17 protein-coding genes are annotated in these 21,540 nt (G+C 62.1%); 11 read left to right on the forward strand and 6 right to left on the reverse strand.

Going from position 1 to position 21,540, the window contains the following annotated elements; genetic code table 11:
- The 4 genes from ACFVWT_RS16925 to ACFVWT_RS16940 all read right to left on the reverse strand — a co-directional run.
- Positions 1 to 860, reverse strand: an 860-nt coding sequence (locus tag ACFVWT_RS16925) for a carbohydrate ABC transporter permease (RefSeq protein ID WP_390249840.1), incomplete at its 3' end; no start/stop codon positions are given.
- A 9-nt stretch (positions 861 to 869) separates the two neighbouring features.
- Positions 870 to 2,180, reverse strand: a complete 1,311-nt coding sequence (locus tag ACFVWT_RS16930) for an extracellular solute-binding protein (protein WP_390249842.1) — start codon at positions 2,178 to 2,180, stop codon at positions 870 to 872.
- 180 nt (positions 2,181 to 2,360) lie between these two features.
- The gene (locus tag ACFVWT_RS16935; protein ID WP_390249844.1) at positions 2,361 to 3,344 is read right to left on the reverse strand and encodes a LacI family DNA-binding transcriptional regulator; all 984 of its coding nucleotides are present in this window, start codon (positions 3,342 to 3,344) and stop codon (positions 2,361 to 2,363) included.
- Positions 3,345 to 3,550: 206 nt separating this feature from the next.
- Positions 3,551 to 4,486 (reverse strand): helix-turn-helix domain-containing protein, encoded by a 936-nt coding sequence (locus ACFVWT_RS16940; protein ID WP_390249846.1) that lies wholly within the window; start codon positions 4,484 to 4,486, stop codon positions 3,551 to 3,553.
- A 455-nt stretch (positions 4,487 to 4,941) separates the two neighbouring features.
- Between ACFVWT_RS16940 and ACFVWT_RS16945 the strand changes: the two genes are divergently transcribed.
- From ACFVWT_RS16945 to ACFVWT_RS16960, 4 genes are all read left to right on the forward strand, one after another.
- Positions 4,942 to 6,096 (forward strand): sugar ABC transporter substrate-binding protein, encoded by a 1,155-nt coding sequence (locus ACFVWT_RS16945; protein ID WP_390249848.1) that lies wholly within the window; start codon positions 4,942 to 4,944, stop codon positions 6,094 to 6,096.
- Between the two features lie 130 nt (positions 6,097 to 6,226).
- The gene (locus ACFVWT_RS16950; protein ID WP_390249850.1) at positions 6,227 to 7,738 is read left to right on the forward strand and encodes a sugar ABC transporter ATP-binding protein; all 1,512 of its coding nucleotides are present in this window, start codon (positions 6,227 to 6,229) and stop codon (positions 7,736 to 7,738) included.
- Positions 7,731 to 8,720 carry an ABC transporter permease gene (locus ACFVWT_RS16955; RefSeq protein ID WP_390249852.1) on the forward strand — a complete coding sequence of 330 codons (990 nt, stop codon included), beginning with the start codon at positions 7,731 to 7,733 and terminating at the stop codon, positions 8,718 to 8,720. The genes ACFVWT_RS16950 and ACFVWT_RS16955 overlap by 8 nt, the downstream gene beginning before the upstream one ends.
- Positions 8,717 to 9,697, forward strand: coding sequence for an ABC transporter permease (locus ACFVWT_RS16960; protein WP_390249854.1), 981 nt, complete (start codon positions 8,717 to 8,719; stop codon positions 9,695 to 9,697). Before ACFVWT_RS16955 ends, ACFVWT_RS16960 begins: the two co-directional genes overlap by 4 nt.
- A gap of 457 nt (positions 9,698 to 10,154) precedes the next feature.
- Here the strand turns inward: ACFVWT_RS16960 and ACFVWT_RS16965 are convergent, their stop codons facing one another.
- Positions 10,155 to 10,943 carry an SDR family oxidoreductase gene (locus tag ACFVWT_RS16965; RefSeq protein ID WP_390249856.1) on the reverse strand — a complete coding sequence of 263 codons (789 nt, stop codon included), beginning with the start codon at positions 10,941 to 10,943 and terminating at the stop codon, positions 10,155 to 10,157.
- A 423-nt stretch (positions 10,944 to 11,366) separates the two neighbouring features.
- On the opposite strand from ACFVWT_RS16965, the gene ACFVWT_RS16970 reads away from it, so the two are divergent.
- The gene (locus ACFVWT_RS16970) at positions 11,367 to 12,266 is read left to right on the forward strand and encodes a LysR substrate-binding domain-containing protein (RefSeq protein WP_390249858.1); all 900 of its coding nucleotides are present in this window, start codon (positions 11,367 to 11,369) and stop codon (positions 12,264 to 12,266) included.
- A gap of 28 nt (positions 12,267 to 12,294) precedes the next feature.
- Here the strand turns inward: ACFVWT_RS16970 and ACFVWT_RS16975 are convergent, their stop codons facing one another.
- The gene (locus tag ACFVWT_RS16975) at positions 12,295 to 14,034 is read right to left on the reverse strand and encodes a helix-turn-helix domain-containing protein (RefSeq protein ID WP_390249860.1); all 1,740 of its coding nucleotides are present in this window, start codon (positions 14,032 to 14,034) and stop codon (positions 12,295 to 12,297) included.
- Between the two features lie 217 nt (positions 14,035 to 14,251).
- Between ACFVWT_RS16975 and ACFVWT_RS16980 the strand changes: the two genes are divergently transcribed.
- From ACFVWT_RS16980 to ACFVWT_RS17005, 6 genes are all read left to right on the forward strand, one after another.
- The gene (locus tag ACFVWT_RS16980; protein WP_390249862.1) at positions 14,252 to 15,883 is read left to right on the forward strand and encodes a flavin-containing monooxygenase; all 1,632 of its coding nucleotides are present in this window, start codon (positions 14,252 to 14,254) and stop codon (positions 15,881 to 15,883) included.
- An 86-nt stretch (positions 15,884 to 15,969) separates the two neighbouring features.
- On the forward strand, positions 15,970 to 17,340 hold the full coding sequence (locus ACFVWT_RS16985) for an NAD-dependent succinate-semialdehyde dehydrogenase (protein WP_055806567.1): 1,371 nt from the start codon (positions 15,970 to 15,972) through the stop codon (positions 17,338 to 17,340).
- Between the two features lie 27 nt (positions 17,341 to 17,367).
- The gene (locus ACFVWT_RS16990; protein WP_390249864.1) at positions 17,368 to 18,417 is read left to right on the forward strand and encodes a 2,3-butanediol dehydrogenase; all 1,050 of its coding nucleotides are present in this window, start codon (positions 17,368 to 17,370) and stop codon (positions 18,415 to 18,417) included.
- A gap of 187 nt (positions 18,418 to 18,604) precedes the next feature.
- The gene (locus tag ACFVWT_RS16995; RefSeq protein WP_390249867.1) at positions 18,605 to 19,213 is read left to right on the forward strand and encodes a cysteine hydrolase; all 609 of its coding nucleotides are present in this window, start codon (positions 18,605 to 18,607) and stop codon (positions 19,211 to 19,213) included.
- Between the two features lie 5 nt (positions 19,214 to 19,218).
- Entirely contained in the window at positions 19,219 to 19,842 is a 624-nt protein-coding gene (locus tag ACFVWT_RS17000; protein ID WP_390250279.1) for an alpha/beta hydrolase, read from the forward strand.
- A gap of 383 nt (positions 19,843 to 20,225) precedes the next feature.
- A complete protein-coding gene (locus tag ACFVWT_RS17005) occupies positions 20,226 to 21,539 on the forward strand; it encodes an MFS transporter (RefSeq protein ID WP_390249869.1) in 1,314 nt (437 codons plus the stop codon).
- The last annotated feature ends 1 nt before the right edge of the window (position 21,540 follow it).

Here is a 21,540-nt window from a genome sequence, read left to right on the forward strand (position 1 = left end):
AAGTCCTGGAAGACCGTGCGGTAGGCCAGGACTACCAGGGAGGTGGTGGCGCTGACCGGCCCGCCGCCGGTCAGCAGGTAGATGGTGGGGAAGTCGTTGACGCAGAAGATCGTCATCAAAATCCAGGAGATGTACGTGGACCGGGCGATCAGGGGCAGCGTGATCTGGCTGAACTGCTGCCAGCGGGTGGCGCCGTCCATGCTGGCCGCTTCATAGACAGTGGTGTCAACGGAGGCCAGGGCAGCGGAAATCATCATCATCATGAACGGGAAGCTGACCCAGACCTTGAAAACCATGACGGTGACGGCCGCGAGGTTGGGATCGGCCAGGAACAGGGGCGTGCCCAGACCGAGGTTCCGGAACAGGGACGGGATCAGGCTGTCCGGGGTGGCCACCAGCCAGTTCCAGGCGGTGGAGGAAACGACGATCGGGACAACCCAGGGCAGGAGCAGCAGGACCTTGAAGGTGCCGCCCGCCGGGATCCTGGTCCGCAGCAGCAGCGCCAGGCCAAGGCCCACCAGCCACGAGCCGAACACGCCCACGATGGTGAACATCAGGGTGAACTGTGCCGCTTTCCAGAATGCGGGTGAGGACAGGACGGTGGCAAAGTTCTCCCCGCCCACGAAGTTTCCGGTCTGGAGCAGGGAACCGTCGTGCGTGGCCTGCACGGCGGCGTAGATCAGCGGGTAGCCGTGGATCAGGACGAGCAGGACCACGGAGGGAATCAGCAGCCAGAAGAACGTCCGGGTGGTCTGTGCGCTGAGCTTGCTTTTGCGTTTTCCGGGGGAGGCCCCGGGCCCGCCCGGGGCAAGCCCGCGGCGGGCCCGGGAAAGGCCGGACGGTGCTGTGGTGGATGACATGCCGGCCGCCTACTTGTTAAGGACGGCTTTAAGGCCGGACTCGAACGCCTGCAGGGCGGACTTTGCGTCCGACTTGCCGGTGAGGACCGTCTGGGTGAACTCGTTCAGGGCCTGACCGCCGTCGAGCACCGCGAGGTTCGCATTCAGTTTGTCGCCTTGGGCTGCCAGAGTCTTGGCGATCGGCTGCCATTCCTTCACGATCTTGACGTTGTTCGGATCGCTCGCGAATTCCGGGAGCTCGGCGATGGATTTGAACACAGGCAGAGCGTTCATGAGCTTCTGCTTCCACAGTTCCTTCAGCTGGCCCAGGTAGTACACCAGGAACGCCTCGGATGCCTCCTGGGACGGGGTGTTGGTGTACATCATGATGTTGTTCGGGAACACGAGGCCGCCCTTGTCCCCATGCGGCCCGGCAATAGGGCTCGCCACGATGAGATCACCCGAAGTGTCACCAACTCGCGTGTCCATCTGGGACACATGAGCGCCGAAAGCCGCCTTCTTGTCCTTCCACTGCGCATCGAGGTTGGCGCTGGTATAACTAACTGCCGCTGGATCAATGATGCCGTTGGAAACCAATTCCAACAGGAATTCAGTCGCTTCAACATTGCGGTCGTTCATCACGTCGAGCTCGCCGTCCTTGCTGAAGACACCGCCGCCGTTGTTGATCATCATCATGATCATGGCCTGATTGCCGATGTTGTTGCCCGCACCGGCACCAGTGGCGAAGCCGACTGCCCCAATCTTCTTCAAGGCCTTCCCAGCTTCGAGTAGTGTTGCCCAGTCTTTGGGAACATCCACTCCGGCCTGCTCAAACAGGGACTTGCGGTACCACATCACGCGCATGGACAGATGCCACGGAACAGCTACATAGCCTTTGTCGGTCTTGAAGGGCTCAACCACTCCGGGGAGGAAGTCGTCGTACATGCCGTTTTTCTTCAGAGTTTCAATGAGATTGTCCGCATAGGCTATCTGGCCCTGCTGCTCAAACTGGAAGGCCTGGAAACCGCCGCCGGTGGACACCGCCGGACCGGTCTTGGACGCAATGGCAGACGAAAACGTCTGGTAGAAGTTGTTCCACTGGATGATCTGGTAGCTGGCCTTGCTGTTGGCTCCGGAGAAACCCTCCGTGAGCTTCCTCGATGCGTCGTTGAGGGCCGGGGTTGCCCACGGCATGTCCCAGAACTTGATGGTTCCACCTGCGCTCCCGCCGCCCTGGGAAGCAGAGCCTCCACCACAGGCGGCCAAAAGGGGTACGGAAGCGGCCGCGGCAGTGAGGCCGAGAAAGCCGCGGCGCGAGAATGTTGTGCGGGTGGAGGTCATGGCTGTTCCTTCGTCTTTGAGGAGTTTGGCAAAAGCAGCTTGTCGCCGGAATGAGGAGTTTGCCGGCTACTGATTCGATTAAGTAGTTGCCTGTTTCCAGTATCAGACTGCGTTGTTGACGGCGTCCAATATCTATTCGGTGATCAGTTATTCGAATTTCGTCTGAATGCGGCGTTCGACTCAGGTTGAATCGCGGACAACCAGCGCGAGCACGTCAAGCTTCGGACTGCTCGGCAGCATTTCCCCGTTGATGCCGGCTGCGATCCGATCAGCGAAATGGCTTCCGAACAGAGCATGATTTTGCCGGATGGTGGTAAGTGCGGGTGACATGAATTGGGCGAACGGCTCGTCGTCGACGCCAATGACGGCTAGATCTTGGGGAGCCATCATCCCTGCGACCCGCATTCCAGCCAGGATCGCTGCGGCAATCTCATCGTTGTAGGTCGCCACTGCTGTGACGTTGGCAGGCGCTTCAGACAGTTTGCGGACTGCCCCTATTGCACTGTCCAGGCTGAGGTCGACGTCAACGGTGAAAGGCTCATTCAAGCCCAAGGCAAGGCAGGCCCTTCGAAATCCTTCGTATCGTTCGGTAGTGAGTGCTTCCAGCTTGGGATTGCTGCTGCGGGCATAGCCAAAATGTCGATGGCCCCGTGAGATCAGGTGCTGGGCCTGCATGGCACCAATACGATCCTGTTTGATGCCAAAATCCGATATGGCGGCGGCCGCTATGAACGTGCCCCCTTTTCGGATGAGCAACTCATCCTTCGCGTCGATCGCTTCCACTGTCATCACAGCCGCAGGTGCCAGTTGACGCCAGAGCGAAATCAACGAGCGGTCCGGGCCCAGTCTTTGGAGGAGAAGGGACAGACCCCGCCGTGCAAGCCCGTCGGTAACTTGCTCGATCACCCTCGTAAGAGCGTGACTCAGGGGCCAGTCGGGCAGCACAAACAGGACGAGATCGTTTCGGCCCATCCGCAGAGCCCGGGCCGCTGCCAGCGAGGTGTAGTCCAACTGACGAACGGCGTCGATTACCCGGCGCCGCGTGTGTTCCGGGATTGTCTGATGCGGGGTTTGATTGAGCACGTAGCTGACGGTGGTCTTTGACACGCCGGCGGCTTTCGCGACATCGGACGCTGTCACTCTACGTGTCCGCGACACTTCCACTCCTTCTTGCGGGGCGTTCTACTGCTTCACTTTGCCAACGTATTCATCCGGCGTCCAATACCAATCCAGCGCAACGTTATCTGTGCTCTAGATAAATCGCTCGGGCAGCAGCCTGATCGTAGTACACGGCTGGTCATCACGGGCGCAGGATCCGGTGCAGAGACGACCGGAGCCACACAACGGCTCGATTTCCGACTGATGTGGCCTCACAATCCGTAACGGCGGATTCTCTCGTAAAGGGTCCCGCGTGAGATGCGCAACCGCTCAGCGGCATCCGACTTGTTCCCGCCACACTCACGCAGTACAGACGCAATAATCTCCCGCTCAGCCAGTTCAAGCTGACTGAGCAACGGCGGACTTGATGTCCTCTGCCCCTCGGAACCCTTCGCAGCAGCCCGCGCAAGGCCGGCAACATTCAGACGGCTGAGCACCAGCGAACAGCCCTCAGAGGTCTTCGGCGGCATCACTGGCACGATCTGAGCCCGCACACCTGTGGGCAGTACGAACTCCCGGGTAAACGGTCCGGCCTCCTCGACGTAGTGCCAAAGCTGTTCGCGATCAAGTGATAGGCCGCCCAGGCCGTCCTCCGCGATCATGGTGTACCGGTCCAGGGTTATGACTGCCGCTCCCGTACCCGCCTTGACGCGCAAGTGTGCATCAAGGAGCCGCTGGTGTCGGGCGCGTGAAAGACGGGTCAGGGAATCCTGAATCCCGGCAACCATCATGTTCAGCGCAATCTTCAGGTGCGGATTTTGCTCGCCAGCAAGGCATGTGACGTTGACGGCGCCAAGCAACTTCCGGGTGACCGGGTGCAAGACGGGACTCGCTGCGCAGACAAGCTTGTGCATGCGCTCATCCAGATGGTCAGTGCCCTGGACGACTGTGGTGGCGCGGGTCGCGAGCGCGACGCCCACTCCATTTGTGCCCACCGAACGCTGAGCGAGGTCGGCGCCCTCGGTCACATCCGCGCGCGCGAGATGCCGACGCAGGCTCGGAGCCGCTGCCCATTCGTATGTCACCTTTCCGTCGGCATCGGTTAGGGCGAGCCAGGTCGTTGTCCCCTCGAGGGCGACCTGCGTCGAAGTGATCACTCTTCGAGCTACCGTCACGAGCGATAACTGCCCCTCGATCGAATCCGACATCTTGTTGTTCCTCCGCGTCATTGCGTTGATGGAATCATCCTGTTGAGCATGAGGGATCCCCTAGCAGACTTAACCTGTGGACTTCAGTGCCCGCCGTTGGACTCCTGAAACCTCAGCCCCCTTCAGTGTGACATAAGCCACAATCCCGCCCGGGCCTCGCGGGCGGGATTGTTCAAACCTTGAACACTCCAACCTGTCGGCAATTTCCAGATGACGGCTCCATGTTCAAGTTCTGTACGGAGCGCAGATTTCGGCGCTCTTCTCCGCAAAGATCAAGGCACCGGTTCGATCCGGGATGGCTCCAAGACCGACGGAGCCCACTCCTGCCCGGTCGGCCCAGGCGCCCCGACAAGAACGTCGCTGGGTGGATTGCCGTTCTTCGCGCTACTTTCCGCGCATTCAAGCCCCGTTTTCCTCATTCACCCGTTCTCTCTATTCAAAGGAGCATAGAAATAATGAAATTCCCGTCTTCCCGCGCTTGGCGAAAAATCGCCGTTGGGTTCCTCGCCGCAGGTCTTGTCACCTCCGCCGCTGCCTGCAGCACCGGCAGCAGCGCTGCTCCGGGTGCCCCTGCCGCGTCCCAGGGCAAGGGCACCGGCACGACGGATGGCGGCGGCGCGCTCCTCAAGGTCTTTATGCCGTCGACGTCGAATGTCTACTTGGCGGCCGCCTCGCAGTCCATCAAGGACGAGGCGAAAGCCCTCAACTACACCGTCAACATCGTCGAGAACAACTGGGACCAGACGGAACAGGACCAGCAGGTCCAGGAATGGCTCGCCACCGGTGAGCGCGCAGCCGCGGTCCTGATGTGGCCGGCCGGCGCCGCCGCCGCAACGAACTCGATCCGCCTGCTCTCCGCGCAGGCACCGGTGATCCAGTTCAACAACCTGGTCACTCCGGAGGCGTCCAAGTACGTGACCGCCTACGCGGGGGTCTCGGACACCGGCATCGGCAAGGAAGCCGGAGCCAACGCGCTCGCCGCCGTCAAGAAGCTCAAGGCTGAAGGGGTCAAGTTCCACGGTCCCGACGGCAAGCCCAACGTCGTCGAGATCCGGTTCACCGCCGGGTACGCCGCTGGTGACGACCGCGAGAAAGCCTTCGCCGAAGCCACGCCCGGTGCGTTCAACATGCTCGCCGTCGAACCCACCCCGACCGTTGACGCGCAGGGCGGCTTCAAAGCAGCCAGCCAGGTCATCCCGCGCTTCCTCGGACAGGGCATCGACATCGTCTACGCACACAGCAACGACGTGGCCAACGGCGTGGTGCAGGCGCTTGAGCAAAACGGGCTGAAGCCCGGCAAGGACGTCATCCTGATCACCGGGACCTCCTCCGGTGACATGGCCAACCTGCGCAGCGGCAAGATTTGGTCTGCCACCCTGCAGTCCCCGGTGATCGAGGGCGCTCTCGTCGTCCGGACCGCCGCGCAGTACATCGCCACCGGCCAGGTGCAGTCCGGCGACGTCACCATCGAATCGTCGGCGGCCAAGCCTGAACTCAAGGTCGAGGCCCCGCACGCGGCCACGTACATGATGAACCCCCAGGTGACAGCCGAGAACAATGCCTCGTTCGATATCTGGGGCCTATCGTTCGACAAGCTGATGGGCAAATAGGCCCCCTCTACTGGAGTCAGCCCCCAACCGCCGAGCCTCGGATACCTCCCAGCTGCGGAGTGTTCCGAGGCTCCGCACCCATCTGGTGTGCGCGCCTTGCTGCGCCACCCAACAAACCTAGGAGAAACCAATGGCTGGAAGCACTCCCCTTCGCCTTAAGGCGAGCGGCATCTTCAAGTCTTACGGAGCAGTGAACGCCCTCTCGGACGTGCATTTCGAACTCCGAGCCGGCGAGGTCATGGCCCTCTTGGGTGAGAACGGCGCCGGCAAAAGTACGATCGTCAAGGTCATCTCAGGCCTCGTCTCACCCGACAAGGGTTCCATCGAAATCGCTGGAATCCCGGCAAATATATCCAGCGTCTCGCTCTCACAAGCGGCCGGGATCGCCGTCGTCCAGCAGGAGTTCAGCACAGTCGGAACCATGACGGTGGCCCAGAATCTCGTGCTCGGCCAGCAGGGCGCTCCCTGGTGGTGGAGCCCCCGCAAACTGAACGACAACGCCGTCGCGATCCTTGAGCGCGTCGGGCTGGCCGGCCTGGACCCGTCGACGCCGGTCGAAGAACTCTCCGTCGCGGAGATGCAACTTCTTGAGATCGCTCGCGTGCTGGCCAGGGACGCCAAGGTCATCATCTTCGACGAACCGACCGCAGCGCTCTCGGACGCGGAGATCGTCCGGGTGCTGGACGCCGTCAAACGTCTCGCGTCGGAGGGGCGGAGCGTCGTTTATGTCACCCACAGGCTGGGCGAGGTTTTCGAGATTGCTGACCGCGTCACTGTCTTCCGCAACGGCAGGAGCGAGGCTCCCCTGGAGGTCAAAGAGCTCGACGTCGAGACGATCGTCGCCAAGATGATCGGCCGGGAGCTGGGCCATCTCTATCCGGGAAAATCCGCGGCGGTCGGTGAAGTTGTGCTGGAGACGCGCGGACTCCGGATTCCCGAGCTCCGTTCCGAGACCAACCTGACCCTCCGGCGTGGTGAGATCCTGGGCCTGACGGGACAGCTCGGCTCGGGAACGGCAGAGCTGATGGAGGCGCTGGCCGGCGTCGGCGAGATCGTCTCCGGTGAGGTTCTCGTGGACGGCCAGACGCTCAACACCCGCGGCAGGCAGAACGGAATCTCGGCCGGCGTTGCGTACTGCTCCGCTGACCGGAAAAAGGATGGAATCTTCGCGAGAGTCCCGATTCGCCGGAACCTGTCCTCGCCCTGGTTGCACCGGCTGTCCGCCGTCGGGTTCGTCAGCGCCCGGCAGGAGGTCGACGAGACGAACCGCTTCGCCTCGCATTTCGCCATCGACGTCAAGCGCATGAACTCGAACGTTGGAACGCTTTCGGGCGGGAACCAGCAAAAGGTGGCCCTGGGCAAATGGCTCGGAATCAACCCCCGTGTCCTCCTCGTTGAGGAGCCCACCCGCGGCGTGGATATCGGTGCGCGCGCCGATATCTACGCCCAGCTTCGGCGCCTCAGCGACTCGGGGGTCGGCGTGATCGTCAGCTCGTCGGACACCAACGAAATCCTTGGGCTTTCCGACACGATCGCCACCTACTTCCGCGGCGAACAAACATCTATCCGACCAGCGGGAGAGTGGACCGAATCCGCCCTCGTCCGCGAAGTAATGCACCGTGAGGATGCGAATCATGTCTAGTACAGCAAGCATTGCCACCAACTTCATAGCACCGTCGCAGCGAGGCAGCGTAATTCGCTTCGTCACCAGCTACACGCTCCCGCTCCTCGTGGCGGCAGTGTTCGCGGTGGCCGCCATCAGCACACCCGATTTCGCAACTTTCGCGAATATCCGCGCGATCCTCATCAATACCTCCATCGTCGGAATCATCGCGGTCGCGATGACAGCGATCACGATCTCGGGCAATTTCTTCTCGCTCGGCATCGCATCCTCCACCGTGCTCGCCGGGATCGTGTTCCTCGCCGTATCCGGACTGACCGGATCGGCGCTGGCGGGCCTCGGCGCCGCCGTCGTGCTCTCGGTGGCACTGGGAATCTTGCAGGGCCTCATCGTCGGAGCCGGACTGAACCCGGTCATCACTACTCTCGCCGTGGGCTCAGTCATCTATGGCCTGGTAGCGATCACCACCAAGGGTGCGGTGGTCACTGCCGGCAGCGTGGACGTGGCGTGGCTGGCAACGTGGAACTTCCTGGAAATTCCGCTGCCTGTCTACATTTTCGTGCTCTTCACGGCTGTTGCCTGGTTCCTCACCGAACACACGCTGATCGGGCGCAGCACCCACCTGCTCGGCGCCAACCGCGCCACCGCGAGAAACAGCGGCATCTCTCCCCAGGCCACCACGATCTGGGCTTTCATAGCGTTCGGGGTTGGCCTGGGAGTCGCCGGCGCCCTTAACGCCTCACAGCTGCACCAGATGCAGGCGAACGACCTCGCCGGACTCACCATGGACGTTATCGCGGCGGTCCTGGTTGGGGGCACCGCCGTATCGGGCGGCGAAGGTTCCCCCACCCGGTCTGGGCTCGGTGCACTGCTCATTGTGGCCCTGGGAAACATCATGCTCCTGCACGGCCTCGACAACGGCTGGCGCGTGTTCCTCGTCGGCGGCATCGTCGTGGTGCTCGTCGTAGCCCTCCACGTCCTCAGAAAGGTCAGCACCCGATGAATGCAACCAGGGAATTCTTCCTCAAATACGCCCTCCAGATCGTCGTCCTCGTCCTGGTTGTCGGCATCATGGCCACGGTCTCACCCAGCTTCCGCGGGGAGGCCGCCCTGTTCTCGTCGCTCGAACGGCTCATCCCGCTCGGTGTCATCGCGGCCGGACTGGCGGTGACGATGATCGCCGGGGAGTTCGATCTCTCAGTCGCGTCCATGGCCGCTTTCGCGGGCGCGATCGCCGTGCAACTCGGAGGCCTCGGCCTGATCGCAAGCATCCTCATTGCCACAGTCGTGGGAGTGCTGCTCGGCTCGCTCCAGGGTTGGGTGATTGCACGGCTGGGAATCAGCTCGCTCGTGTTCACGGTCGGAACACTGATCCTGCTCCGCGGCGCAACCTGGCTGGGAACCGGCGGCGTCCCGGTCACCCTCACCGACTACAAGCTGAGCGACGCGCTCACGGTCCGGATCTGGGTCTTCACACCCCTGTCGCTGACAACGATCGCGGTGCTCGCCGTTCTGGGCATCTTCCTGGCGCGGACACGATGGGGCCGCGAGATCTCCTCGATCGGCGGAGCACGGCAGGAGTCCGTCGCGTCGGGGGTCAAGCTCAGGTCGCGGCTGGTGCTCGCCTTCGCCATTTCCGGCGGATGCGGCGCCCTGGCCGGGGCGCTGTCGTCCTTCCGGGGCGGGTCTGCGACGCCGGATGGCCTGGCCAACATGCTCCTTCTGGCACTGGCGGCAGTCCTCATCGGCGGCGTCAGCCTCAGCGGAGGGCGCGGAGGCATGGTGAACGTCGCGTTCGGCATCGCCATCACTGCCGTCCTGGCCGCGGGGATGTCCTCGATCGGCGTCAAGGCCTTTGTCACCGAGCTCTTCACGGGCGTCCTGCTGCTGGTGGTGATCCTCCTGGAATTCGTCATCGCCAGAGTGGTGGCCCCCAAGGCTGTTGTCCGGAGGCGCCAGACCCACCTGGCCGTTACCTGAGAAACTTCGCCCAAGCTGCGCCGGTTCCGGGGGCGCTCCGCACTAATCAGCGGTGCGTCCCCGTGATCCACGCGTCTCCGGCAAGGGACCACAGAGGCGTGCACCGGTGTGCAGAAATCCACACCGACGAGCAAAACGGAAGCCGCCGGCGGCGCCTGGACCCTGGCTGCATTTGCACCCCCTCGAGCGGTGCGGAGGTTGCCTGTCTGCGCGGATTCCCGAGGACTGCAGTTGCTCTTCCTTCGAACGTTGAGGACGGGGCTGACAGGCAGTTCGGCCGGCGCGGGACGGCGCCGGCCGGGGCATGGTCATTGTGGTCGGGTCGAAGGCGCCACTATTGTGCTGGCCCATCTTCCTGTTGTTACAGGCATTCGTGAGTGAGTCGTGGCAGTCGAACGGCGGCTTGCGTTCTACGCAAGCCGCCGCCAACATCTACTGCATCCGGAAATGCGAGCCGTTACACAAGAACCATGCCGCCGTCGATCATGATGGTCTGGCCTGTCATGTAATCGGAGTCTGAGGAAGCGAGGAAAAGGGCTGTGCCAACCACGTCCTCCGGGACGCCCTTGCGACCGATCAGATTCGCTCCGGAAAAGGACTCGAAGGCTTCGCCAGGATGCGATGTATCACCCATCTCCATGAGATCGAGGTCAAGCTTCTTCCACAGGGGGGTGTCTACAACACCCGGGGCAAAGGCATTGGATGTGATCTTGTACTTCGCCAGTGCGTGGGCAGCTGACTGGTTCAGTGCGGTCACCGCGAACTTGCTCGCGCAGTAGGACGCGAAGTTCGGGTAGCCCTGACGGCCTGCGATGGAAGACGTGACTATAAGCTTGCCACCGGTTCCCTGCGCGATCATCTGCTTAGCCGCTTCCTGCTGACAGATGAGAGTACCCAGCCCATTCACGTCAAGCGTGCTTCGGAAGTTCTCTTCGGTGGTCTCAAGGAAGTGTGTCGGCTTGATGATGCCCGCGATGGCGAACATGCAGTCGAGCCGGCCGAACGATTCAACGCTGGTCTTGACGGCCGTTGCTACGTCGTCGCGATTGACGACGTTACCGGAAACTGCCACGGCGTTACCGCCAGCCGCGGTGATTTCGTCCTTCACGGCGTTGGCTGCGTCGAGATTCAGATCAAGAAGCGTGATATTCGCTCCCTCATTTGCCAGCGCAAGCGCGATAACGCGGCCCATACCGCTGCCGGCACCTGTGATAAGGATGCTGCGCCCCTCTACACGTTCTGACATTTTGCCTCCAATGGCTCTAGCGGGAACACTTTGATAGCGGCACAGAGACTGACCGGGCCGCTCCGCGGAGCCGCCCTGCGCTGGGAGCCGAAGGCGAATCCTTGAGCCTCGTAGCACTTCTAGTCAGCTATGCACCGTCCGTCTCCCGACGATATTTGTTAGTCACCCATGAGCTCTTCGGTGAGCTGCGAGGGCGTCCCGCAGTGCGGCACATCCTCATCCTGCACTTGGCTTACCCGCCAAAGAACGAAGTGTCCAAATCTTGTACAAGACCGTTGGAGGCACTCGTTGAGCATCCCTCACATGCCAAAATCGGAAGCTGCGGCTTGGCGTCATCGAGTGAGCGGCACCAATTGTTTCGGTAGGGCACCCACAGCCGTTTCCAGTGATACTTTCTAATCAATAAAACAAGGACGGGAAAACATGGACGTCGGTCAGCTCAAGGCTTTCCTTGCTGTGGCCCAGGAACTCCATTTTGGGCGCGCTGCTGAGCAGCTACACATGGCCCAACCGCCCTTAAGCCGGATCATCAAACAGCTCGAGTCGGAACTCGGGACACGTTTGCTAGACCGCAACACGCGTTCCGTGAAACTTACCTCCACAGGACAGGCGCTAATCGGCCCTGCCACCGAAGTGCTGGATGCCCTGCGTCGAGCTGAAGAGGCCGTCCGGTCCGCCGACAACGGTGAGGCCGGACTGGTGCGGATTGCCTTTGCCGGCGTATCCACACACCAACTGGTCGCACGGCTCGCCAGGCAGGTGAAGTCCAACCGGCCAAGGATCCAACTTGAGCTGTCCAGTCAGAACTTCGCACAACCTGCCATGAAGAAGTTGGTGCAAGGTGAGACGGACATTGCACTGGGCCGATGGGACGTCATCCCGGCAGAGGTGTCTTCTCGTGTGGTCATGCGGGACTCACTCGTTATAGCTATGCCTGACACCCACGCCCTGGCCGGCGCACGTCGGCTGGCCATGCGGCGGCTTGCCGGCGAGGCCTTCATCTCGCTGACGCCTTTCGAAGGCGCCGTCCTGCCTGACAGGCTCCGGCGGCTCGCCCATGCCAACGACTTCGTCGCCGACGTCGTTCAGCTGGCTCCGGACACGCAGACCGCACTTGCGCTGGTCAGCGCGGAAGTGGGATGCCACCTGACACTAGCGTCTGTGGCGCAGAATGCGACAGATCCGCACGTCGTGTTCGTCCCTCTGGAGGATTCCACCGCCGATGTCGATCTTCGGGCAGCGTGGCGCCGCGACGACACAAGTCCGGCCCTAAAGGCTGTACTGGACGAAGTCGTCAGCCTGGACGAGGCCAGCGGGGACTAAGGCATTGTCGAACTGCCGCATTTTGGAATCAGATCGACCCCTCCCCCGTATCGAGGCCAAGCTGGCGGAGTCGCCGATACAGGGTTGACCTGCCCATGCCCAGGAGTGCCGCGGCCTCAGATTTGTTGCCGCCGGCCGCGTCTAGCGCCCTGATGATGGCCCCGCGCTCGGCCGTCTCCATCATGCTCATGTGACGTCGTGGCGGCGCCTGCTGTAAATGTTTCGGCAAGTGCCGACGTTCGATGACCGAGCCTTTTGCATCGCTGATAAGTCCCGCCACGGTATCAGCAAGTTCGGCGATGTTGCCCGGCCAGTTCCACTGGACTATGGACTGCAGAGCAGCTGGCGAGATCGTGTGCCGCGATTCCGGGTCGACGACGTCGAGGATGGCCTTGACCAGAGCGGGGATCCTTTCCGGTGTCAGGGCCAGAGCTTCCGTCCGCTCCGCGGGTCCGGTGGTGTCGATAAACGCCCGAACAGCCGGGGTAGCCTGATCACGCGAGGATGTCAGCAAAAGGCTGCTGTCACGCTGCCCGGCGGTCCGCGCCTTCCGGTGCCCCTCCACAAGGCTGGCCAGAAGTGCCACCTCGTTATCGGCGATCTCTTCCACCCGGCGGATCAGCACGTCCGTTCCGCCCGCAAGGAGGTCCTCAAACATCCCCCACGGTGTGGCCGCTTCGGCGGATACAGCGAACACTTCGAAACGCGCCGTACTTGCGCTCTTGGCGCGCAGTTTTCCGGCTACTGTCGCCCGTCCGGAACCACGCGGTCCATCAACAAGGACAACCGCTGGGACGGTCCTCCTCGGCCCTGTCGCAGCTTTGCCCGCGCTCGGGGCATGAGAGGGCACCGCCAGTCCAGACAGGCCTTCCGCAGCTTCATTCAGATCAGCAAAGTGCACCACGAAGTGCTCGCGCGGCCCATCCACTACCCTCCGCGCCGTAACCTCGACGGAGGTACCCTCTAATTCACGGCGTAGCGTGCTGCTTGAGGACCACTTGTGGGAGTTGAGCAGTTCCCAGAGCATGACATGCGAGGCAACGCTCACGAAGGGCAGGCCCGGCGTGTTGGCCAGGATGGACTCGTGATCCATGACCACCGTGGGACGTTGCGAACTGCTGAACCGCATAAACGACATCGCGAGGGCGAGGTCCTGGGGCCGGGAGGATGACCGGAATCTCTCCTCAATCTGTTGGCTGATCTCCCTCGTGAGGGACAGCATGATCGGGCTTGCGGCTTCGAGGGGCCCGCCAAGCGAAACCGAGCCAACGACCAAGCCGGCCGGCGTATAGATAGGCGCGGCCGCACACGCCAGCGCGGCCAGGGCGTCATTGTAGTGCTGGCTCCCCTTCACGAACACCGGACGCTTTTCGACCATCGAGGTCCCCAGGCCATTAGTGCCGATAGTGTCCTCGGAGTAATCAAAGCCCTCTGCAGCGTGCATGCTGTCGAGGCGCTGCCGCTCACTGTTATCACTCGTTCGCCGGGCGACGATGCTGCCGCCCCTGTCGCTGAGGAAGAGCGTGGTCCCGGTGTCGGCCAACTGGTGCTGCCAACGGTCGAGCACGGGGACGGCGGCGCGGCACAGCAGGGAGTCTGTGTCCACGTCCTGAAAACGCTGAGACGGCACAGAGCTTTCAACCGCGTTGCTAATCGATCGGCGCCAGCTTCGCACGATGATGTCCGGCACCGCGTCGTTGGCACCGTACTGTCCCGTGAGGCCAACGCGAATCAGTTGATCCCGCGCTTCCCGGACCGGGTCGGCCATGTCTGCCCCTTTGCAAAGTCGGAACCGCAGCCTCGCCCTTTGCGGATCGGTACTCGTCAGCGGTCCGGACTATTGCTGAAAGGGTATCAATCGCGGCTTTTCGGGCTTCGCGGAAGTGTCCCAAATTGAGACACAGAGTCGTGCTCCAGTCACCACAGACTGGTGATTACAAAGTGAATTATCTCACAGAGCCCTCTTAGTCGAAGGAAAAGACATCATGGACAACGCCGTCCCCGAGAAGACCTACCAGCTCGACGCACTCGTCGTTGGAGCAGGCTTCGGTGGAATCTACATGCTCCACAAGCTGCGCAACGAGCTCGGCCTTGATGCGGTGGCAATTGACCGCGCCGGAGGCGTGGGCGGGACCTGGTACTGGAACAAGTATCCAGGCGCACTCTCTGACTCCGAGAGCTTCGTTTACCAGTACTCGTTCGATCGCGACCTCTACCACCAGACTCCGTGGAATACGAAGTACGTTCCCCAGGCTCAGATTCTCAAGTACCTGAACGGCGTCGTTGACCGGTACAGCCTGCGCGAACACATCCAGCTTGAAACCGGTATGACTGAAGCTGAATTCGACGAGAACACTGGCACGTGGACTGTACGGACGGACCGGGGCGTAACGTTCCAGTCCCGGTTCCTCGTCACCGGCCTCGGCCTCCTCTCCGCCACAAACCTGCCCAAATTCCCCGGCATGGAAACCTTCCAGGGCCGGCTCGTACACACCGGCGCCTGGCCCGAGGACCTGGACCTTGCGGGCAAGCGCGTGGGCGTCATCGGCAACGGCTCCACCGGCAACCAGGTAATCACCGCCACTGCCCCGATCGCCGCTCATCTGACATCCTTCCAGCGCACACCGCAGTACAGCGTTCCCGCAGGCAACCGCCAACTCACCGCGCAGGAACAGCAGGCCCACCGGGAGAACTTCGAGTCCAACTGGGAACAGGTACGGAACTCGTCCGTCGCCATGGGCTTCGAGGAGAGCGCCGTTCCGACGTTCAGCGTCTCCCCGGAAGAGCGCGAGAAGATTTACCAGCAGACCTGGGAGGAAGGCGGCGGGTTCCGCTTCATGTTCGAGACGTTCTCCGATATCGCCACCGACCCGGACGCCAACGAAGAGGCGGCGAAGTTCATCCGCCGCAAGATCGCCGAAATCGTCAAGGACCCGGAAACACGCCGGAAACTGACGCCTACCGATCTCTACGCCCGCAGGCCGCTGTGCGATTCGGGCTACTACGAAACGTTCAACCGTTCAAATGTGTCCCTCGTTAACGTCAAGGAAAACCCGATCGAGGAAGTGACGGAACAGGGCATCGTCACGGCTGACGGCAGCCTGCATGAACTTGACGTTCTCATCTGTGCAACGGGTTTCGATGCCGTGGACGGCAATTATGTGCGGGTCAACATCCGAGGCCGCGCGGGAGAAACGCTTAAGGAGCACTGGGCCGACGGCCCGACCAGCTACCTCGGCATGGCAACGAGCGGTTTCCCCAATATGTTCATGATCCTGGGCCCCAACGGGCCCTTCACCAACCTTCCGCCGTCAATCGAGGCGCAGGTCGAGTGGATCAGCGAAACCATCAGCCACGTCGCGGCCTCCGGCACGAGCTGGATCGAAGCCAAGTCCGAAACCGAGGCCGCCTGGACCGAGACCTGCTCGGATATCGCCCACCAAACCCTCTTCCCACAGGCCGCCTCGTGGATCTTCGGGGCCAACATTCCTGGCAAGAAGCGCACCGTCATGTTCTACCTCGGTGGCATCAAGCAGTACCGTTCCATCCTCGCCGACGAGGCCTCGAACCAGTATCCGAACTTCATGACCGATGCCGACGCGCTGACACCGGCCTGACCAGCACCACAACTGAAGCCCCGGGAAGGGCGGCAGTCCATGCCACCCTTCCCGAGGCTGGCCACAGCAAAGATGAAAGACTATCAATGAAGAAATATGCAACGGTCGACCCCACCAGCGGCAGTGTGGTGCAGGAGTACGACAGCATGACCGACGCCGAGGTGACAGCCTCCCTGTCTCGCTCCCACACTGCCTACCGGTCTTGGCACACAAAGGACCTCGCCGAACGCTGCGCCCTCTTGCAGCGCATAGCAGACCTTCACCGGCAGCACGCCATCGACCTTGCCAAGCTGATGACGCTGGAGATGGGCAAGCCGATCACCCAGGCTAAGGCCGAAGTGGAACTGTCCGCCGCCATTTACGAGTACTACGCCACCTCCGGCGAGAAGCTGCTCGCTGACGAGGAGCTCGACATCGCAGGCGCCGGCCGGGCGCTGGTGCGCACAGCTCCCATCGGCCCTCTCCTCGGCGTCATGCCGTGGAACTTCCCGTACTACCAGATGGCGCGCTTCGTCGCACCCAACCTGCTGTTGGGCAACACTGTGCTGCTGAAGCATGCCAGCAACTGCCCGCAACAGGCTCTGCGTATTGCCGAGATTATCGACGCCGCGGGGGCCCCTGAAGGGGTCTACCAAAATATCTTCGCCACCTCCAACCAGATCGCCGACATCATTGCCAGTCCCCTCCTCCAGGGTGTGTCCCTCACCGGGTCAGAGCGCGCAGGCAGCGCAGTCGGTGCCCTCGCCGGGCGCCACATGAAGAAGTGCGTCCTGGAACTCGGTGGCTCCGACCCGTTCCTCGTGCTCCCGGACGCCGACATCAAGAAAGCCGCCAGCGCGGCAGCGGCCGGACGCTTCGGGAACGCGGGCCAAGCCTGCACGTCACCGAAAAGGCTCATCATCGATGCTTCCAACTGGGACAATTTCCTGGCGGAGTTCCTGGCCAAAGCCGCGGACTGGCAAATCGGTGACCCCATGAGTGAAGACACCCGCCTCGGTCCGATGTCCTCCGCCCAGGCTCGCGCAGAACTCGCCGAACAAGTCGATGACGCCGTGTCAAAGGGGGCGACAGTCCATCTGGGCGGGGTGGTCCCGGAAGGCCGCGGAGCTTATTACCCGGCAACGGTCCTCTCCGGCGTTACACCGGAAATGCGCGCCTTCCGCGAAGAACTCTTCGGGCCGGTCGCCATCCTCTACCGCGTCAATTCAGTGGACGAAGCGATCGAGATGGCCAACGATTCACCCTTTGGTCTGGGCAGCGCCGTCTTCACTGAAGACAAGCAGCAGGCCGCCTACGTTTCCGACCGCCTGGAGGTGGGCATGGTGGGGATCAACACCACGATCAAGAGCGCTCCGGACCTGCCGTTCGGCGGCGTCAAGAGCTCCGGAATCGGCCGCGAGCTCGGCAAATTCGGACTCAACGAGTTCGCGAACAAGAAACTCATCCGGATCATCTGAACCTGAACACGATATTTAGGAGGCGCCATGCGCGCAGCGGTGTACTACGGAAAAAACAAACTCGAGATCGAGGACATTCCGGAGCCGTCCCCGGGCGAAGGCCAGGTGAAGATCAAGGTCAGCCGCAACGGGATCTGCGGCACCGACCTCCACGAGTACTACGACGGGCCGATCTTCATTCCGCCCACCGACCCTCACCCGCTCACTGGCCGATGCATGCCCTTGACGCTGGGCCATGAGTTCTCGGGTCTGGTGACAGAAGTGGGCAAGAACGTCACGGATGTCCACGTCGGTGACCGCGTCGCCGTCGAGCCCATTTACCGTTGCGGCGAATGCCGTCCATGCCGGACGGGTGCGTATAACCTCTGCAATGTCATCGGATTCCACGGATTGATGGCGGACGGGGGCATGGCCGAATACACGGTCGTACCTGTCAACCAGGTACACAAACTCCCCGACAACGTGTCGCTTGAGATGGGGGCACTGGTTGAACCCATGTCCGTGGCCTATCACGCCGCCACCATGGGTGAGGTCAACGACCAGAGTCGGGCGCTGATTTACGGCGCAGGGCCCATCGGCATTGGCCTGTGGTTCGCCCTTCGCGGGATGGGCCTGACCGAGATCGACGTCGTTGAACCGTCGGAGACCCGCCGCAGGTCCATCGAGGCACTCGGTGCCCGAACACTGGATCCGAGCAGCCAGGACGTGACCGCCCTCATCGCTGACCGGACCAACGGTGACGGGGTTGACGCCGCCTTCGATGCCGCGGGGGTTGCCCCTGCCGTCCAATCAGCCCTGGAATGCCTCGGAGAACGCCGCCCACTTGTCAGCGTGGCGATCTACGAGAAACCCCTGCCGACCCCCCTCATTAACCTTGTTCTGCGGGAGCGACGCGTCCAAGGGACCATCTGCTACACCGGAGCGGACTACTCGGCAGTCATCGACCTGATGGCGAAGGGCCACTACAAAACCACCGGGTGGGTGGAGGACGTCCCTCTCACCGGCGTCATCGACCGGGGATTCGAACAGCTCCGTGCCGGCCAGAAGATGAAACTTCTGGTCGACCCCGCAAACTAATCCACCGCAATAATCCCCCATCGTTGACGACAGAATGCGAGAGCCTGGACCTGCAATGCAGGTCCAGGCTCTCGGCGTGACATGGGAGGGAAGGCTGCGAGCGAAAGTGACGGGAATAGAATACCTCGAACCGACAGTTGTAGATTAAAGTAATCTAGCCGAATAAGACGCGCCTACAGGAGACACCATGGACAACACGCCCCTCGACCTCAGCAAAGCCGCCCTGCTACTGGTCGACCTTCAGAACGATAACGTCCATCCCGACGGAGCCTTCGCCTCGTTCGGCGCCGCCGACCATGCAGCTGAGCAAGACCTGGTCCCCCACGTTCGGCAACTGCTCGAGTGGGCCCGCAACCAATCCATGCCGGTCATCCACAACCGCATCGTCTTCTATCCCGGCGGTGAATTCGGCGGCAGCAACGCTCCCATCTTCCGGATGATCGGCCCGGAATCCCTCAAGCTCGGCACGTGGGGGGCAGATGCACTGGAAGGCTTGGAGGCACGATCGGACGAGCCGGTCCTGATCCGCAATCGGATGAGCAGCTTCAATGGCACGGGCCTGGACATGCTGCTAAGAAATTCAGGTGTCACCACCGTGGTGGTGGCAGGGGTCTGGACCAACATGGCAGTGGAACACACCCTTCGTGACGCTGCGGACCACGGTTACCGTGCAGTCCTCGTCACGGACGCGGCGTCGAGCATCAACGCGGACTGGCACGGGGCCGCGTTGACCTACGCATTGACCAACATCGCCGAGTTCGTGACCACTGACGAAGTTACCGGAGTAGCCGTATGAGCCAAATGCCTGATCCGGCAGTCGCATGGCAATCCCCGGATAGTCCAGAAAAGCCCCTTGTGGTTCTGCTGCATGGCCGAGGATCGCGCGAAACAGACATTCTCGCGTTGGCCGATCACCTCCCACCCGGTCCGAGCTATGCAGCGGTGCGGGCCCCTATCGCAGAAGGTCCAGGATTCGCCTGGTTCGCCAACCGCGGCATCGGCCGCCCGATAGCAGAGTCATTAGCCGAGACCATGGCATGGTTCCGGGTCTGGCTGGAAACTGTCGCGCCCGCCCCGCGACCAGTGATCATCGTAGGGTTCAGCGGAGGTGCCGCCTTCGCCGGAGGCCTGATCCTCGACGATCCGGAACGTTTCGCCGGCGCGGCTATTCTTCGCGGAACCTTGCCCTTCGAAGCCGGAGTGCCGACCACGCCAGGCCGGCTCCGGGACGTTCCGATGTTCGTCGCCCATGGTGACGCCGACGCAGTCATACCCGGCGAGCTACTGGCGTCCACGTGGAGCTACCTCACGGTGGAGTCAGGCGCACAGACAACGTCGCTCCGCTCGGCCGGTGGACACAGCATTGGCCAAAACGACGTCACGGCCCTTGCGCGTTGGATCACCGACCTCGGGCTTTCCAAGTGAATATTGATCTCAACGTGCCCGGAAAAGATCAATCACGTTACCAGGGTCACCGTAGGCCTGCGGGTTAAGTAGCTGGACCCAGGGTCCGGCTGCCGAACGTCTCCGCGTGCAGGACACGAACCACGTTCATCAGAGAGTCGTCGCGCAAGAGCACGACCCGCCGTCTCCGGTTTGCCCGAAGCCTGGGTGGCCCAGGGCAGACCGGTGCTTCGAGAACACTTCCCTCAAAGTTTGCCGACGCACTTGCGCCATTGTTACCTCACATTTCGTTGAGGTTTGTGGCGCAGCACACTCTCAATAATAATGAATACTCACTATTAGCTAATAATCTAATAGGTCCCTCACTTCGCCGCTCGGCACCACACCCACCCTCGGAGACACTGATGTCCATTGGAAACCACAACGTCCTTGCCCCGCGTTTACGGGGCCAGCGCCCCACCGATCCCTCCTGCGGAGAAAAGCCCACGGAGGCCAAGGGGCCGTTATTCATCGCGGCCCTGGGATTTGCCCAGCTAACCTTGTTTATCGCGCTGCTGGGACCGGTCATGGTGTCCATGGCGCTCAAAGTCTCAACGCTCACCGAGGACCCGACGGCACGCACCAGCATCGTCGGATCGGTTCTGGGCATTGGTGCTCTTGCTGCCGTGATCGGCAACGCAGTTTTCGGCCGCCTCTCGGACCGCACCACGTCCCGTTTCGGGCGCCGGCGTCCATGGCTCATTGGCGGATCCCTCGTCATGGCGGCAGCGCTGTTCGCGATCAGCCAGGCCAACAGCGCCGAGATGCTAATGATCAGCTGGTTCGCCGCTCAACTAGGCGCCAACGCGGCCATCAGCCCGTTTGTCGCCACGCTGGCAGATCAGTTGCCCGAAAAGCAGTACGCAAGCGTGTCCGCTACCGTCGGCGTTATGCAGAACGTCGGTATTCTCGCGGCCACCTGGTTTGCGTCCCTGTTCGCGACCAACATGTTCCTGCTCTTCATGGCCCCCGCAGCAGTGGGCGTTCTGGGAATGGTGGTCTACGCCCTGGTCCTGCGGGACCCCGTGCTGACGGAGCGTCCCCCGCGCCTCACCGCAGCCGAACTGATTAGGTCTTTCTGGGTCAACCCGATCAAACATCCCGACTACGGCTTCGCGTGGTGGTCGCGGTTCCTCATTTTCCTGTCCAGCTTTATGTTCACTTCTTTCAGGCTGCCGTTCGTCGTGGACCGTCTTCACATCGGGGCTGCGGAGGCCGCCGGCGTAGTGTTTATTGGCGTACTGATGTACACGGTGGTGCTGGTGCCAGCCAGCTATGTCGCTGGCTGGCTCTCCGACCGGGCCGGCCGCCGCAAACTGCCGGTGGCAGTGGCCACCGCTCTGTTCGCGGTCGGCACGTACATGCTCGTGCACGTCGAGTCGGTCGGTCAGTTTTACTTGGTGGAGGCACTGCTCGGGATGGCCTTCGGTATCTACGCCAGCGTGGACATGGCGCTCGTCCTGGAGGTCCTCCCCAACGCCGACAGCACAGCCAAGGACCTGGGCGTGTTTAACATGGCGAATGCAGCACCTCAGTCCCTGGCACCGTTCGCGGGGGCCTGGCTGCTGACCGTCGGCGCTGCCGCCGGCGCCCCAAACTACAGCCTGCTGCTCGGTGCAGCCGCTGCGGCCGCCCTGGCCGGAGCCTTGATCATCCTCCCCATCAGGAAAGTGAAATAGC

Source organism: Arthrobacter sp. NPDC058288 (assembly GCF_042880995.1).
In the GTDB taxonomy this organism is placed as follows: domain Bacteria; phylum Actinomycetota; class Actinomycetes; order Actinomycetales; family Micrococcaceae; genus Arthrobacter.

Coding starts and splice junctions, on each gene's coding strand:
- ACFVWT_RS16990 (WP_390249864.1), top strand. CDS start 17,368: ATGCGCGCAGCGGTGTACTACGGAAAAAACAAACTCGAGATCGAGGAC.
- ACFVWT_RS16960 (WP_390249854.1), top strand. CDS start 8,717: ATGAATGCAACCAGGGAATTCTTCCTCAAATACGCCCTCCAGATCGTC.
- ACFVWT_RS16950 (WP_390249850.1), top strand. CDS start 6,227: ATGGCTGGAAGCACTCCCCTTCGCCTTAAGGCGAGCGGCATCTTCAAG.
- ACFVWT_RS16985 (WP_055806567.1), top strand. CDS start 15,970: ATGAAGAAATATGCAACGGTCGACCCCACCAGCGGCAGTGTGGTGCAG.
- ACFVWT_RS16980 (WP_390249862.1), top strand. CDS start 14,252: ATGGACAACGCCGTCCCCGAGAAGACCTACCAGCTCGACGCACTCGTC.
- ACFVWT_RS16955 (WP_390249852.1), top strand. CDS start 7,731: ATGTCTAGTACAGCAAGCATTGCCACCAACTTCATAGCACCGTCGCAG.
- ACFVWT_RS16945 (WP_390249848.1), top strand. CDS start 4,942: ATGAAATTCCCGTCTTCCCGCGCTTGGCGAAAAATCGCCGTTGGGTTC.
- ACFVWT_RS16930 (WP_390249842.1), bottom strand. CDS start 2,180: ATGACCTCCACCCGCACAACATTCTCGCGCCGCGGCTTTCTCGGCCTC.
- ACFVWT_RS17000 (WP_390250279.1), top strand. CDS start 19,219: ATGCCTGATCCGGCAGTCGCATGGCAATCCCCGGATAGTCCAGAAAAG.
- ACFVWT_RS16965 (WP_390249856.1), bottom strand. CDS start 10,943: ATGTCAGAACGTGTAGAGGGGCGCAGCATCCTTATCACAGGTGCCGGC.
- ACFVWT_RS16975 (WP_390249860.1), bottom strand. CDS start 14,034: ATGGCCGACCCGGTCCGGGAAGCGCGGGATCAACTGATTCGCGTTGGC.
- ACFVWT_RS16995 (WP_390249867.1), top strand. CDS start 18,605: ATGGACAACACGCCCCTCGACCTCAGCAAAGCCGCCCTGCTACTGGTC.
- ACFVWT_RS16970 (WP_390249858.1), top strand. CDS start 11,367: ATGGACGTCGGTCAGCTCAAGGCTTTCCTTGCTGTGGCCCAGGAACTC.
- ACFVWT_RS17005 (WP_390249869.1), top strand. CDS start 20,226: ATGTCCATTGGAAACCACAACGTCCTTGCCCCGCGTTTACGGGGCCAG.
- ACFVWT_RS16940 (WP_390249846.1), bottom strand. CDS start 4,486: ATGTCGGATTCGATCGAGGGGCAGTTATCGCTCGTGACGGTAGCTCGA.